The 14,479-nt window shown below is 62.2% G+C and carries 11 protein-coding genes; 1 reads left to right on the top strand and 10 read right to left on the bottom strand.

The genetic code is table 11. The features are described from left to right. Positions 1–5: 5 nt before the first annotated feature. Positions 6–1,190, top strand: coding sequence for a methionine adenosyltransferase (gene metK, locus ACFQU0_RS04690; RefSeq protein ID WP_382198966.1), 1,185 nt, complete (start codon positions 6–8; stop codon positions 1,188–1,190). A 32-nt stretch (positions 1,191–1,222) separates the two neighbouring features. Here metK and ACFQU0_RS04685 read toward each other — a convergent pair whose 3' ends face one another. The 10 genes from ACFQU0_RS04685 to gspD form a co-directional block, all read right to left on the bottom strand. After that, positions 1,223–1,924 carry a lytic transglycosylase domain-containing protein gene (locus ACFQU0_RS04685; protein WP_382198965.1) on the bottom strand — a complete coding sequence of 234 codons (702 nt, stop codon included), beginning with the start codon at positions 1,922–1,924 and terminating at the stop codon, positions 1,223–1,225. 56 nt (positions 1,925–1,980) lie between these two features. Then, positions 1,981–3,270 carry a nucleotide sugar dehydrogenase gene (locus tag ACFQU0_RS04680; protein WP_382199050.1) on the bottom strand — a complete coding sequence of 430 codons (1,290 nt, stop codon included), beginning with the start codon at positions 3,268–3,270 and terminating at the stop codon, positions 1,981–1,983. Between the two features lie 62 nt (positions 3,271–3,332). Further along, complete coding sequence (locus ACFQU0_RS04675; protein ID WP_382198964.1) at positions 3,333–4,793, bottom strand: PIG-L family deacetylase; 1,461 nt, start codon at positions 4,791–4,793, stop codon at positions 3,333–3,335. 46 nt (positions 4,794–4,839) lie between these two features. Continuing rightward, complete coding sequence (locus ACFQU0_RS04670; protein ID WP_382198963.1) at positions 4,840–5,751, bottom strand: GNAT family N-acetyltransferase; 912 nt, start codon at positions 5,749–5,751, stop codon at positions 4,840–4,842. After that, the gene (locus ACFQU0_RS04665; RefSeq protein WP_382198962.1) at positions 5,748–6,893 is read right to left on the bottom strand and encodes a glycosyltransferase; all 1,146 of its coding nucleotides are present in this window, start codon (positions 6,891–6,893) and stop codon (positions 5,748–5,750) included. The genes ACFQU0_RS04670 and ACFQU0_RS04665 overlap by 4 nt, the downstream gene beginning before the upstream one ends. A 44-nt stretch (positions 6,894–6,937) precedes the next feature. Further along, positions 6,938–8,122: an ABC transporter ATP-binding protein gene (locus ACFQU0_RS04660; RefSeq protein WP_382198961.1), complete on the bottom strand. Its 1,185-nt coding sequence runs from the start codon at positions 8,120–8,122 to the stop codon at positions 6,938–6,940. A 13-nt stretch (positions 8,123–8,135) separates the two neighbouring features. Continuing rightward, positions 8,136–8,921, bottom strand: coding sequence for an ABC transporter permease (locus ACFQU0_RS04655; protein ID WP_382198960.1), 786 nt, complete (start codon positions 8,919–8,921; stop codon positions 8,136–8,138). A gap of 61 nt (positions 8,922–8,982) precedes the next feature. Then, complete coding sequence (locus ACFQU0_RS04650) at positions 8,983–10,749, bottom strand: sialidase family protein (protein ID WP_382198959.1); 1,767 nt, start codon at positions 10,747–10,749, stop codon at positions 8,983–8,985. 121 nt (positions 10,750–10,870) lie between these two features. After that, positions 10,871–11,971 carry a hypothetical protein gene (locus ACFQU0_RS04645; protein ID WP_382198958.1) on the bottom strand — a complete coding sequence of 367 codons (1,101 nt, stop codon included), beginning with the start codon at positions 11,969–11,971 and terminating at the stop codon, positions 10,871–10,873. A gap of 125 nt (positions 11,972–12,096) precedes the next feature. Continuing rightward, entirely contained in the window at positions 12,097–14,439 is a 2,343-nt protein-coding gene (gene gspD / locus ACFQU0_RS04640) for a type II secretion system secretin GspD (protein WP_382198957.1), read from the bottom strand. Positions 14,440–14,479 lie beyond the last annotated feature (40 nt).

The raw sequence follows: 14,479 nt of genomic DNA, 5'->3' as shown, positions 1-14,479 counted from the left end.
CTTACATGGCGAATGACTTTCTTTTCACGTCCGAGTCCGTTTCGGAAGGCCACCCCGACAAAGTGGCCGACCAGATCTCCGACGCCATCCTTGATGCGATCTTCAAGCAAGACCCGCGCAGCCGCGTGGCGGCCGAAACGCTGACCAACACCGGGCTGGTGGTGCTGGCGGGGGAAATCACCACCAACGCGCACGTGGACTACATCCAGGTGGCGCGCGACACCATCAAACGCATCGGCTACGACAACACCGAATACGGCATCGACTACAAGGGTTGCGCCGTGCTGGTGGCCTACGACAAGCAGTCGAACGACATCGCCCAGGGCGTGGACCACGCGAGCGACGATCACCTGAACACCGGCGCCGGCGACCAGGGCCTGATGTTTGGCTACGCCTGCGACGAAACGCCCGAGCTGATGCCCGCGCCCATCTACTACGCACACCGACTGGTGGAGCGCCAGGCCCAGTTGCGCAAAGACGGCCGTCTGCCCTTCCTGCGTCCGGACGCCAAGAGTCAGGTGACCATGCGTTACGTGGACGGCAAGCCCCACAGCATCGACACCGTGGTGCTGAGCACCCAGCACAGCCCCGACCAGAGCGAGACCCAGACCAAGATGAAGGCCAGCTTCATCGAGGCGGTCATCGAGGAAATCATCAAGCCGGTCCTGCCCAAGGAATGGCTCAAGGACACCAAATACCTGATCAACCCCACTGGCCGCTTCGTCATTGGCGGCCCGCAGGGCGACTGTGGGCTGACCGGCCGCAAGATCATCGTCGACACCTACGGCGGCGCCTGCCCACACGGCGGTGGCGCCTTCAGCGGCAAAGACCCGACCAAGGTCGACCGCTCGGCCGCCTACGCCTGCCGCTACGTGGCCAAGAACATCGTCGCCGCCGGCCTGGCCAAGCAGTGCCAGATCCAGGTGGCCTACGCCATCGGCGTGGCCCACCCGATGAACGTGACGGTCTACACCGAAGGCACCGGCGTGATACCTGATGAGCAGATCGCCGCGCTGGTCAACCAGCACTTCGACCTACGCCCCAAGGGCATCATCCAGATGCTGGACCTGCTGCGTCCCATCTACGAGAAAACGGCCGCCTATGGCCACTTTGGGCGCGAAGAGCCCGAATTCAGCTGGGAGCGGACGGACAAGGCGGCGGCCTTGCGGGCAGCGGCGGATTTGCGATAAACGATCCACTTCCCCTAACAGAGACCGTGCCGTCAACGTGTCAGGGCGCGGTAATACTTCAGCACTCGCACGACATACTGCTGAGTTTCGGGGTAGGGCGGAATGCGCCGACCGTGCTTCATCACGGCGCCCTCTCCCGCGTTGTAGGCTGCGAGGGCCAACTCTAGGTCGCCATTGAACATGCGAATCAAGTCGGCCAGGTAGCGCGTACCCACCTGGGCGTTCAGTCGGGGGTCTTTCAGGAGATTGGTCGCCTCTTGTAAGCTCCCCGCTACCACGCCATAGCGGGCCGCCGTGGCGGGCATCAATTGCATCAAGCCCACCGCGCCCTTCGGCGAAACAGCATCCGCCCGAAAACCCGACTCTGCAGCACTCACCGCCGTGACCAACGCCGGGTCAACGGCATGACTATGCGCTGCGTCCTCAAGCAGTGGTTTGGCGCGTCCGTAGCCCGCCATTTTCGACAGCGGGCCTGCCTCGCTGCGGGACATCGACTGCTGTCCACGAGAGGCCCCTCCACGACTCAACCACTGCAAACCTGGCACGGCTGGAGGAGCCGTATTGCCGAAGTGCGAAACGCCATCGGCGTCCTCATAACGCCACACCCCGCTGGCCTGGGCTCCCGGTGTGAACACAAGCCACCCTACCAGCGTGACCAGCGCCAAAGTCAAACGTCGCGCGTGCAGCTGGCATAGCGACCCCAATTTCACCACCCCAATCATCTGAACACCCATTCATTCAACACCACACCTCCGGCGAAACCTATACACCTCGGTATTGACACCTTGGTTCAAAGGCGCCAATAGGACTGCCCGGGGAAATCCTCTGCGGTAAACATGGACTTCACATCCGCCACACATGCCCGTAAGTGAAGTTGCATTTTCAGGCCTTGTGGCCCTATCTCGCGGTACTTCGCATGTGCCACTGCAAGCACTACCGCATCAGCCTTCGGCAAATGCTGCCAGGGCAGCAACGCCAGACCATACTCCAAACGTGCTTCATGCTCGGAGGCCAATGGGTCGTGGACAGCAACATCGACGCCGTAACTTTGCAGCTCGCGAATGATGTCCGGTACTTTGGAGTTGCGCAAATCGGGGCAGTTTTCTTTGAACGTAAGACCCAGCACATTCACCCTAGCACCCTTGATGCTGATGCCCGCCTGAATCATCAGCTTGATGGTTTTTTCCGCCACGAACTTGCCCATGCCGTCATTGATGCGCCGACCTGCCAAGATCACCTGCGGGTGGTAGCCCAACATTTCCGCCTTGTGCGTCAGGTAGTACGGATCCACGCCTATGCAGTGCCCGCCCACCAAACCCGGTTTGAACTTCAAGAAGTTCCACTTTGTCCCAGCAGCCTCCAAAACTTCAGAAGTATCTATCCCCAACAAATCAAAAATCAGAGCAAGCTCATTCATCAGAGCGATATTCAGATCACGTTGGATGTTCTCGATAACTTTGGCCGCCTCAGCCACTTGGATGCTGCTTGCGCGGTAAATGCCCGCCGTCACTATGCTGCCATACAACGCAGCGACACGATCCAGCGTCGCCGGGCTGTCACCAGATACTACTTTGAGTACCTTTGTGAGCGTGTGCTCCTTATCTCCAGGATTAATGCGCTCGGGACTATAGCCAACCGAAAAATCCTTACTCCACACCAAGCCCGACGCGCTCTCCAACACGGGAATACATATTTCCTCTGTGGCGCCGGGGTACACCGTAGACTCATATATCACCGTCGCGCCCCGCTTCAAAAAGCGCCCCACCACTTCACTTGCGTGTATCAAGGGGCCGAAGTCTGGCTGGTGCGCCGCGTCCACTGGCGTTGGCACGGCCACGATCACGACGTCGGCCGCACGCAGCGTTGTGGCATCGGTCGTGCACTCAAGACCGGTGGCTGCTATCAAATCCGCTCGATCCACCTCGCCTGCGGGGTCGTGAAACTCCTTGTAGGCTGCTACTTTTGCGTCGGACAGGTCAAAACCAATGGTTTTGAACTTTTTACCGAACTCAACAGCCAACGGCAGTCCTACATAACCCAGACCCACCACAGCAATCGTCAAATCAGAAACTACAGACATGTCAGAAACTCTAGAAGCCAGTGCCAAACAAAAGTATTGAGGAGTAGTCTTTGCTGATGAAATCAGCTCGGTCCCCGCATGAAAGCGTCCCGAAGCCAATTCAATGGCCATGCGAGACATCGGCCGAGTTTGGAGTTCAGATATCCTCTCGCGGCTAGCGTTTTTTCTTCGTTTTGGACTAAAGCCTTCTCTGGCGGGGCCAACCGCTGCTGCATCGACAAAAGTATTCTGCGATCAGCAACCGTGTCAACGCTGGAAATTGCTGGTTTGGTATGGCAGCACACTTGGGTCCAGAAATTCGCGTTTTCTCTACCTGCCTCTGTCGACTCAAAGCGGCAACCCCACTCACGCAACCAGTCGACCCGCAACATGACACCCCGCAAGGGATTCTGACCGCTTGACTCTAGCGGAATGGCATGCGTCCGTGACGCACCAACCTGTGGATGCCGCCGCAATACATCCACCAGCAACGCCACGTGTTCCGGCCCCAGCCAATCGTCCTCGTCCAGAAACACCGCGTATTGCCCCGTGGCCGCGTCCAGAGCCGCGTTGGCGGCCTCCGGGCGGTTGAGCCTGCGCCCCAGGTTCACCACCTTCAAACACGGCAGCGCGCGGAACTGAGGGAACTGCGTGTACACATCCTCCGCGTGCGCGGCCACCACCACCAGTTCCAGCGGGCGGTAGGTTTGTGCCAGCACGCTGGCCACGGCCTCTTCCAGGCGTGGGTCGCCCATGGTGCGCATCAGCACGCTCACCAGCGGCACATCGGCCGGGCTGGCGGCACGCTGCCGGTGGTGCATGTAGAGCGTGTCCAGCCCTGGCAACACGGCACGCTCACCCAGGCCTGCGGTGGGCATGAGGTGGTAGGCCTCGGCCGCCCGGCTCTCGCCGCCCAGGGTGATGGAGCGGAAGCGGTCTTTGGCCTCGATGCACCGCGTGTAGTCCAGCAGGCTTTGTTGCGACACAAAGCAGTGCATGGCCTCGGTCTTGCGCTCGGCCACCGTGGTGATGTCGCACACATGGGTGGCGTGCACCATGAGGTGGCCGGACTCGTACCAGGCCAGGTCGGGGCGGCGGGGCAGGCGCATCACGGCGGCCATGGCGGCCAAGCCCAGCGACTGGTGGTCGGGGTGCGGCTCGGTGGGCGGGGTGCACAGCACCAGGTCGGGCCCGTAGGCTTGCATGGCCTCGGTCAAGGCCTTGATGAGTTCTTCGCCGTAGCGCAAGCCGCGGTCTTTGAACGCCAGAAACACCACCTCGTGCCCCAGCACCTGGGCAGCCGCGCGGGCCTCTTGCTGCCGCTGGTTGGTCACTTCGTGGGCGGGGGTATCGGGGTGGCTTTGCGAGCCATCGGTCACCACCAGCGCACGCACCTGCGCACCTTGTGCGCGCGCCAAAGCCATCAGGCCACCGCAACCAAACACCTCGTCGTCGGCGTGGGGTGCCAGCACCAGGTAGCGGCCATAGCGCGACACGTCCCAACGCTCAGGGAAGGTCTCTGATTCAGGGCGATGCTCCAGCATGGGTATGGTGCCTCCAGTGGTTGGGTGCGCTGGCTGTGGCCTGCGGTCAGTAAATGTCCACGTCGCCGGGGCGGCCGTCGTCAAACCAGTTGTCTGGTCGGGAACGGCCCGGCAACTGCGCCAGTTCGATGGTCACCAGCGGCGTGGGTTCGGCCTCGCCCTGCGCGCCCGTGACCAGGTGCGCCCAGCCCCGCACGGTGTGCCGGCTGACGTTGGCCAGGGCCTGCAGACACGCAGATGTGCAGCGCGCCGCGCCCAGCGCATCCACCACCAGCAACGTTCCATCGCCACCGTCCTTGACCACCAAGGTGGCCGCCCGCCAACGCGGCCCCACCACAAAGTAGCGGTAGACCCGTGGCGCCTGCACATACCGCCACAGCACCTGCTCGGCCGTGCGGCGCACCACCACACGTGCGGCTGCTTCCGCGTCCAACCGGCGCGCAAACGTGGCGGTGTCCAATTCGTGCACCACCCACCACACACGTTCCCAAAGCGAGGCCGCCTGGGGCCTGAAAACGGCCTCGCGCGGTCGGGCCACCTCGTCGTAAACCCCCAGGCGCACGCCCAGCTTGGCCGGCCTGTCACCTGGAAAGCCGTAACAAAGGCCATAGTCCCGGCGCCCGGCTTCGGCGGCCAGCTCGCCCAGCATGCGCGCAAACACGCCGCCCTGCAGTTGCCCCCGGTGCGCGGGGTGCACCATCACATCGCATACCTGGCCGGCCTTGCGCCCGTTGGGCAGGTGCCCGGCAAACTGCATACCGGCGTGGCCCAACAAACTCCCATCGGGTGCACATGCGATGGTGTGGAACGACGCGGCATGGGCGTATTTCCAGGCCCAGTCCTGGGGCGACACGGCATGCTGGAACACGGTTTCAAACAGCACCACCAGGCGCTCTGCACCCTCGGCTGCGTTGACGTGGCTCAGCTCAAAAGCCGGGGCGGCGTGGTTGGGGTTCATACGCGGCAAAACACATCCACATAACGCGCGGCCATCACAAAGTTGCTGTAGATCTGGGCGCTGTCTCGCGCGGCCACGCGCAAACGTTCCGTTGGCAAGGTTTTGATGTCGGCCATGGCGCGGGCAAAAGCGGCCACATCGTGTTGGGGCACCAGCAGGCCATTGATGCCCTGCATCACAATTTCGCGCGGCCCAAAATCGCAGTCGGTGGCAATCACCGGCACGCCCACGGCCAAGGCCTCGATCATCGAGTTGCCAAAGCCCTCGATCAAACACGTGTGCAGGTACACATCGTGCTGCGCGATCAGCGCAAACGGTTCGCGTTGAAAGGGCTGCACCTGCACCTGCCGCGCCAGCCCATGCGCGGCAATGGTGGCTTCAATCTCTGCCCGTGCCGGCCCATCGCCCACGATGGTGAGTGTGTCTTCCGGGTGGCTGGGTGCGTGGCGGGCAAAGGCCTCCAGCGCCAGAAGAATGTTCTTTTCGGCCGACAGGCGCGTGGCCATCACAAAACGTGTACCGGCGCTGGCAGGGCGCGGCGCCCGCACTGCGTACTCATGCCAGATGGCATCGGCCACGGTGGGGTAGCTGTTGGCAATGGCCACCACGCGGTCCGAGTGGCCGTGGTAGCGCGTCAGCAACTCCTGGCGCATGCCTTGCGATGGCACCACCACCGCGTCACACCAGCGCCCAGCCAGCGCCATGTGGGCGTGCAGCAAGAAGCGGATGGTGCGGTCCGACGAAATCATGGGAATGCCCGCACACGACGGCCCACGCGGGCTGGCGATCACGCTCAGGCGTGGTTGATCGGCCAGAAAGCGGCGCATCCATACCGCCATGGCGGCACCGTAGTGCAAAAAGCCCAGTACCACGGTTTTGGCGGTTCGGTCGCGATGGGTGGCCACGTGGTTGGCCAGCAGGCGCGCATCGTGCCGGGTGGAACGCAAGCCCCGCAGCGAAGTGCCCATGCCCCAGTCCGACACGTCGACCACGGCCACGCCCTCACGCCCAGCCAGGTGTGGCCTCAGCATGTCGGCGTGGCCGTACAAAGTCACGCGCGGCTGCGTGGGCAGCCGGGCCATCCCCTCCAGCAAATTGAGCACCGTGCGTTCCGCCCCGCCAAACACTTGGCTGGGCAACACAATGCGCAAGTCCAGCTGGTGTGGGCTGCAGCTTGGCTCAGCCTTCAATGGCCGCCCCCGCTCTCCGATGTTTGCCAACGCACCACGTGCGGCGTGCGAATCAGGCCCATCAGGTCGTCCTGCTTGAGGAAGGCCACGTCGGGTATGTCCGTCTCGGCCAGCACCACCATGCCACTTTCGTCCCACAAACGCAGGTGGAAGGCGTAGTGGCCGGCGGCAATCGGGTGTTCGGGCAGGGTGATGTTCAGCTCGCCACTGCCATGCAGGGGCGGCTCACCGGCCAGGTGGCTGCCCACCACCACCAGCCCGCGCTCGCCGTTGATCTTGATCGACAGGCTGTAGTGAAAACGCACACCGGGCAACAACGCCGCCACACGCGCCTTCACCGTCAGGGCCGAACCCTGGGTGATGGGCGGCGGGGGCTCCACCGCCAGCGACTCGATGCGCACCGGTGCCGCAGGTGCGGGCACGCCCGCGTGCGCGGGCGCCTGGCGGCCCTTGGCCAGCTGGTACTGCTCGTAGGCCTGTAGCACCTCGCGCGCCGGGCCAAACATCTGGATGGCGCCGTTCTGCACCCACAAGGCCTTGTCGCAGAACTGTTCGATCTGGTAGAGGCTGTGCGAGCAGAAGATGATGGTCTTGCCCTGCTCCTTGAAACCCATCATGCGCTGGATGGACTTTTGCTGGAACGCCAGGTCGCCCACCGACAGCGCTTCGTCCACCAGCAGGATGTCGGGCGACATGCTGGTGAGCACCGAAAAGCCCAGCCGCACCTTCATGCCGGTGGAGTAGGTTTTGATCGGGCGGTCCAGCACATGGCCGAGTTCGGCAAAGTCGATGATGCCGTCCATGCGATCCAAGGCCTGCTGCCGCGACAGGCCGTACCAGCCCAATTGCTGCAACACGTTGTCGCGGGCGCTGAGTTCTTCGTTCAGGCCCACCGACAAATCCAGAATGGCCAGCCGGCTGCCGCGCACGTGCAACTCGCCGCCAGTGGGCTGGATGACGCCGGCAATCAGCTTGAGCAAGGTGGACTTGCCCGCGCCGTTGTCGCCCACCAGCCCCAGGGTGTCGCCCTGGTGCAGGGCCAGCGACACGCCACGCAGCGCATCGAAGGTGGTGTGGCGGGCGCGGGGGCTGATCCATTCCAGCACCCGGTCGCGCGGGCTGGCGTACACACGGTAACGCTTGGCAACGTTGACCAGTTCGATGGTGGGCAAGGCGTTCATGGGTTCTGCGGCCTCACAGCAGGTCGGGCAGGTCGGGGGCCATTTTGCGGTAGGCCCAACGACCCAGCCACAAAGCGCCCAGCGCCAGCGCAGGCAGCGCGAGCGCGTGGCCCAAGCCCAGGCCCTGCGGCGTGAGCAACAGGGTGTGGAAGGCCTCGGCAAACGGCGTCAAGGGGTTGAGCCAGAACCAGCCACGCATGGCCTCTGGCACGTTTTGCAGGGGGTACATGATGGGTGCGGTCAACATCAGCGCCATCAGCAGCGGTGGCACGATGTTGGCCAGGTCGCGCAACACCACCCCGACCGAGGCAAGCAAAACCGCCAAGCCCACCGCCATGCCCGCCAGGCACATCAGCGTGAAGGCCAGCCAGGGGCCATCAGCCCATTGAAGCTGGAAATACCCCGCCTGGTGCAACACCGGCCACAGGGGCAACACCAGCGCCAGCATCACGCCAAACGGGAGCATGACACGCGCCACCACCAGCAGCCAGGGCGGGAACGGCGTGTTGCGGATGATGTGCGCGTTGGCCGTGAGCGCCCCGGCCGCGCGGCTCAACGCGTCTTGAAAGGCCCAGTAGGGAATGTAGGCGCTGAGCAGAAACCACACAAAAGACACGTCGCCTCCGTGGTGGAGGTTCACGCGCAACTTCCAGACGACCTGGAACAGAAACACATACATGCCCACCTGCAACAAAGGCGCGAGCAAAAACCACAGCACCCCCAACAGGCTGCCCGCGTACAGGGTTCTGAATTCAGCTTGTACGGCCCCCCACAACCAGGCCAGGTGTTTTTTATTCATTTGTTGTCTGCAACAAAAAACAGTGGGCATGCCCACTGTTTTTTGTTGCTGATTTGGTAGATCAGAAAGGCGTGAATCGAAGGTCACGACTTTCTTGATAAAACTCCAAATACCAGTCACCATCAATCCAGAGCCATCGGGTTGGTATCTCGCGTTCCGCCGGGTCCATTTTCATTGTGCGGTTATTCACAACAAATGGCTTTACTTCGACCGTCATCTTGGTAACAGCCAGCGCAATGGGACCCGCAAATTCACTCAACTTAAGAACAGGATCACGGTACTCAATTTTCCCAAGATTTTCTTTATAAACGTCAAATTTCATGCGCGCGCGAAAGTACGGATCCAACATGCTGTACGTGGTTTCGAATTCACGTGCCTGCAAAGCTTTCCAGTAGGCAATAACGCGCTGCTCCAATCGCTCCCGATTGGGCGGAGGTAAAGATTGTGTCGGCTTCCAATTTGTCAATTGATCACGCGTGACCGTGTGAATACGCAAATGCTTTTCCTCAATAGCATCACTGGTCATTTGCTCAGTCACGATTCGAAGGGTGTTTTCATGAGCAAATAGCGATTTACTAAACAAGCCTAACCCCTCTTGCTCGGTAGCCTTCTCCGTCAAACGCTGATCATTGATCTTCCAGGTGCGCCCAGCATCTTCAGAATAACTGAACTGCACCGCAGAGCGCAAACTGCGCCAATCTTGCCAGGCAACAAACAATTGACCGGCCCCGAGGAATGCCACTTTGGGGGCACGTGCGTGGCTGTATGGCTTGTCTTTTTGAACCTCATCCTGCCGCAGCTCGATAGCGTCAGACCACGTTTTGCCCCTGTCATGCGAAACAGCCAGTAGCACTTTCTTTTTGGCAACCTGTCGCTCCTGTGGCTTGACCACCGAGGCCACCACAGCGATATTCCCTTGCCCGTCAGCCGCAAAATCACCGGTTTCGATATCCAGCCCATCGAAGGCTTTCAAATGAAAGCGCTCCCATTTGGCGCCATCATCGGTATATGCGCCTTCAAGTCGGAAATCTTGAAGATCACGACCATATTGGGCATGCCAGAACGCGAGTGTTCGCTCTCCATCGTTGATGGCCTCCAGCAGAGGGGTTACTGGGGCAATATCCGCCACCTGAATTTCTGCCCCAAATGGCTGGTCTCCATTTTTGCTGCGGGCAATGATGCGATCCTTACCATTGTCCTTGACCCAGCTGACCGCTGTCACACGCCCCGATGGCGTCAGGGACATCGTAGGGTAGATACCCTCGAACAATCGCTCTGCTACAGCCAGAGGTTTGCCCTTGGCATCCAGTTCACGGTAATAAACGTGAAAAACCTTGCCACTCGGCACCTCTTCTTCACCATACCAAATGCTCGCGAGCTTATCGCCACGCGGTGCCATCTTCAGCCGCGACAAAGGTATCGTCTCTGCGCCCAGCCCCACCAGTGCTTTGGGTTCATCAAACGGCGCGACGAACACGTCACGCTGCGGCTCCTTGTCTCGGAAACCCACAAATGCTCGGCCGCCCACCCATGCCAAGGCTAGGCCAGACGACGCGCGGTCCACATTGGGTGAGTGGAACGGCATTTCAACCGTTCCCTTCTCGGGGTTTGCCAAATACAGCTGACGCTTAGCATCGTAGTACGCCAACCTGATGTCACCGTCCGGTGACTGTACTGCAGCCCAAGCTGCGTCCCTGTGAATCGGTGTGGCTGAAACATAGCCGCCCGCCTTTTTGTCGGCCACCGAGCAACCAGCCAAAACGCTCACAGCCAACAACGCCGCAGCAGTCAAAGTGCGTTTAGATCCACTCATTCCAAGGCAACCCATTGAATAAAACTCCTGATTTTAACATGTGCCTCTTCTGGCGCCAGTTGGACTACCCATGCCTCGCTTGGTTCCAAAAAAAAGGGCCGCTTGCGCGGCCCTTCTGTCATTCCAAAGGAATGAATTAACGCATGATGAAGCCGTTGTTGAACGTGCCGCTCAGGTTTTCGCCGTTGATCTTGCCGCCGGTGTTGTACTCCAGCTTGGTGATGTAAGCGGTGTCGGTGGGAGTCCATGCGCCAGCAGGCACAGCCGCCACAAACTCCAGCGTCAGGTTGCCCCAACCGCCGTTGGCCAGGGTGGCCAAAGCACCGGAGGTCACCAGGTCGGTGGCGTTCACAGCACCCACGCAACGCACGTCTTGGGTGGCAGAACCAGACACCAGGTTTTCGTCGCGGTCATAAGCCACGCCGGTCGAGGTCACCATGGAAATGCGCACTTGCTGATCGCTCCAGCCGGCAGCGTTGGCACCGTTGGTAGCCAGCAGGGGGCCGACAGGCATCGGGGTCACGAACAGGCGGGTGGTGGTTTCAGCAGGCGGCATGAACGTCAGCAGACCCGAGGGCGCCAGCGTGGTAGCTGCCAGGTTGTTGGTCACAAAACCACCGGCGTCGGAGAAGTCGAATGCGTTAGCATCGTTAGCCACACCGTTGTCGGTCGTGGCAGCCTGGTAACCCCATGCAGCGCCAGTGCTGAACTCCAGAACCATGGCTTCGCCGTAAACGGTGTTGCTCACAGTGTTGTCGGCGTTGTGCACGAACAGGGTGCCACGCTGGGTAGCGCCAGCAGCCTTGCCCAGCATGTAGTTGATGGTGGCGGTGGTGCCAGCGTTCCAGTTGTTGTTGGAGCTGGGATCGCTGAACAGAACACCCTTGCTGGTGGAACCAAACTTGCCACCGATGTCAACGGACTGGATGTCGTTGGGGCTGGAAGGCAGGTAGTAGTTCACTTCCTGGCAACCGGCCAGGTTATCTTCAGCAGTAGCACCTGCCTTGTAGTTCAGACGCCAGTGCAGACGACGGTTGGTGGCAGCAGCGCCGACCACACCCGAAGCGTCGTAACGCTGGGTGGCGGTGGTGCCACGATCAACGATCGTCACGATGGTGGTCACGGTAGCGCTGTTCACCACATAGGGGAACATGGCCACGTCAGCAGCGTGCGCAGCGGTACCAGCGGCGATGGTGGCACGGCCAGCGAGAGCGCCTTCATTTTCAATTTCATACATTTCCTCATGAGTTAGGATTGAAACGTGCCCGTGCACAAGACAGCCACGAGACGAGATAACTATAACTGATGTTGCTGGCGGGTGAACTGCCTACAACAGCCGGTGTGTCAAAAAACCGACGCCGTTCATTTAAGCCTGGGTTCCGGGGCTTCAGTGGGCACTTCGCTGTTGCGCCCTGACAACAACCCCGGCGCCGAGAGGGGTGGGTTGCTGAGCAGGCGGGCACGGATTTCGTCGCTGATGTCGGTGAGCTGCCGGGCATTTTCCAGCACGCGGGGGGTGAGCACCACCAGCAGTTCGGTGCGGTCTATGCTTTTTTCGGTGGCGCCAAACAAAGCCCCGATGCCGGGGATTTTGGACAAACCGGGCAGGCCCGACTGGCTGTTGCTGGAGTTGTCGCGGATGAGGCCGCCGAGCACGGCGGTTTGCCCGCTGGGGATGGCAATGCGGCTTTGCAGGCTGCGCTGGAGGAAGGAGCGCTGGCGGGTGGCTTCGTCGATGGCACCCACGTCGGTGACCTCCTGGGCAATGTCGAGCGTGACGAGCCCGTTGCTGTTGATGCGCGGCACCACGCGCAGCAACACGCCGGTATCTTTATATGTCACCGCCTGGGTGACGTTGCCGCCGTCGGTGGTGGTGGTGGAGCTCAGGATGGGCTGCTGGTTGCCCACGCGGATTTCGGCGGCCTGGCGGTCGAGCGCGAGCAGGCTGGGGCTGGAAACCACCTTGAGGCCGGTTTCGCTGGCCAGGGCGCTGAGCACGGCGCGCACGCTGCCGGCGGCGTCGGTGATGGTGTAGTTGAAGCCGGGCAACACGCGCGAGAGCGCCGAAGTGGTGCCGCGCGACAGGCTGCCGGTGCCGGTGCTGCCGGAGAGGCGCCCGCCCAGGCTGTCGTTGAAGTACCACTGCAGGCCGTATTGCAGTTTGTCGGTGAGCGAGACCTCGATGATGCTGGCTTCGATGAGCACCTGCGAGGGCGCGATGTCCATCTGGCGGATGGCCGACTCGATGCGCCGGTAGGCGCGTCGGGAGGCGTGCACCAGCAGGCTGTTGGTGGTGTCGTCGGCGACGATGCGGACATCGCCTTCCAGATCGATGGCGCTGGCCTGCTGGCTGGTGGCTGCCGCCGCAAGCGTTGCCTGCGACGAGGCACCCAGGGAGGTGGCGGGCGACAGGCCCGTGCTGCCGGTGGCGCCCGTGCTGGTGCCGCTGCGGTTGGCGGTGCCGGCCGCAGCCGTGGTGCCGGCGGTGCCAGAAGCACCGGACGCCGTGGTGCCGGCAGCAGGGGTGGTGGCGCGCGTGCTGGAGGCGCTGGCGCCCCCCAGGCCAGGGGCCAGGGCGCCCCGGGCGTTGTTGTTGGTGGCGGCTGTCTTGCTGCCAAACAGCGCGCCCAACACGTTGGCCATCTGTGTGGCGCTGCCGTGTTGCACGGCGTACACATGCACCTGGGGCTGCAGGGCGCTGTCGGGCGCCTGGTCAAGGCGGTCAATCCAGGTTTTGACGGTGTCGAGCATCTGCTTGCGCGGCGCGATCACAAGCAGGCTGTTGAGCCGCTCGACCGGCAACACGCGCATGCCACCTTCGATGGGGCTGTCACCCCGCGCGGCCAGCAGCTCGAGCGCCTTGGCGATTTCGTTGACCTCGGCGTTTTCAAGCGCAAAGATGCCGAAGGACATGCCCGCGAGGGCGTTGACGTCGAAGGTGTGCACCAGGTCCAGCCACGACTGGATTTGGGTTTGGGTGCCCTGCACCACCAGCAGGTTGCGCAGGGTGTCCACGCGCACCAGGGCGTCAGGCGCCATGAGGGGCTTGAGGATGTCGGCCATCTCACGGGCGCCGATGTGCTGCAGCGGCACCACGCTCAGGCCACGGCCAATGGTTTGGCCCGGGCGCGACGGGATGCCTTTGAGTGCGTCGTTGGGACCGATGTGCACCGTGCCCTGGGCGTCGGTGACCATGCCCAGGCCTCGGGCCGAGAGCAGGGCTTCGAGGATGGCCCCCACGTCAGCCTGCGCCACCGGGCTGGTGGTGCGCAGGGTGACGTCGCCAGGCAGGTCGCCGCTGAGGCTGTAGGGCTTTTTGAGGATGTCGCCCACGATGGACTGCACCACATCGGACAGCGGCGCGCGGTCGAAGTTGAGCGAAATTTTTTGCCCCCCGACCGAGGTGGGCGGGCGGGGCGCGAGGTTGACGGTCTGGTCGTTGCCGGGGTAGATGCGTTGGCGGCGGGTGCTGTCGGGCGCGGCGGTGGGGCTGGCGTTGGAACCTGCCGTGGTGCCGGTGCTGTCTGTCGGCACTGCGGCTTCGGTGGCGGTGGCGCTTGCACCCGCTGGCACGGTGGCGGCAGCGGCCGGGGTGGCCGCGAGCTGCAGCAGCGAGTTGGGCCGCTGGGGCCCAGACGCACAACCCACCAGCACGACCGAGAGCAGGAGGCTGAGCCTGTGCGGTTTGAACGAGGGTGTTTTCATGTTGAGTGTTCGCATGTCTGAATGGAAACGGCGGGTGGGC

The organism is Hydrogenophaga defluvii (assembly GCF_042665235.1).
GTDB classification, from domain to species: domain Bacteria; phylum Pseudomonadota; class Gammaproteobacteria; order Burkholderiales; family Burkholderiaceae_C; genus Hydrogenophaga; species Hydrogenophaga defluvii_A.
This window is presented reverse-complemented; position numbering and strand designations above follow the sequence as displayed.

What these genes read in the sequence shown, in the direction of transcription:
- metK (WP_382198966.1), top strand. Translation starts at nt 6, where the DNA reads ATGGCGAATGACTTTCTTTTCACGTCCGAGTCCGTTTCGGAAGGCCAC.
- ACFQU0_RS04685 (WP_382198965.1), bottom strand. Translation starts at nt 1,924, where the DNA reads ATGGGTGTTCAGATGATTGGGGTGGTGAAATTGGGGTCGCTATGCCAG.
- ACFQU0_RS04680 (WP_382199050.1), bottom strand. Translation starts at nt 3,270, where the DNA reads ATGTCTGTAGTTTCTGATTTGACGATTGCTGTGGTGGGTCTGGGTTAT.
- ACFQU0_RS04675 (WP_382198964.1), bottom strand. Translation starts at nt 4,793, where the DNA reads ATGCTGGAGCATCGCCCTGAATCAGAGACCTTCCCTGAGCGTTGGGAC.
- ACFQU0_RS04670 (WP_382198963.1), bottom strand. Translation starts at nt 5,751, where the DNA reads ATGAACCCCAACCACGCCGCCCCGGCTTTTGAGCTGAGCCACGTCAAC.
- ACFQU0_RS04660 (WP_382198961.1), bottom strand. Translation starts at nt 8,122, where the DNA reads ATGAACGCCTTGCCCACCATCGAACTGGTCAACGTTGCCAAGCGTTAC.
- ACFQU0_RS04655 (WP_382198960.1), bottom strand. Translation starts at nt 8,921, where the DNA reads ATGAATAAAAAACACCTGGCCTGGTTGTGGGGGGCCGTACAAGCTGAA.
- ACFQU0_RS04650 (WP_382198959.1), bottom strand. Translation starts at nt 10,749, where the DNA reads ATGGGTTGCCTTGGAATGAGTGGATCTAAACGCACTTTGACTGCTGCG.
- ACFQU0_RS04645 (WP_382198958.1), bottom strand. Translation starts at nt 11,971, where the DNA reads ATGTATGAAATTGAAAATGAAGGCGCTCTCGCTGGCCGTGCCACCATC.
- gspD (WP_382198957.1), bottom strand. Translation starts at nt 14,439, where the DNA reads ATGAAAACACCCTCGTTCAAACCGCACAGGCTCAGCCTCCTGCTCTCG.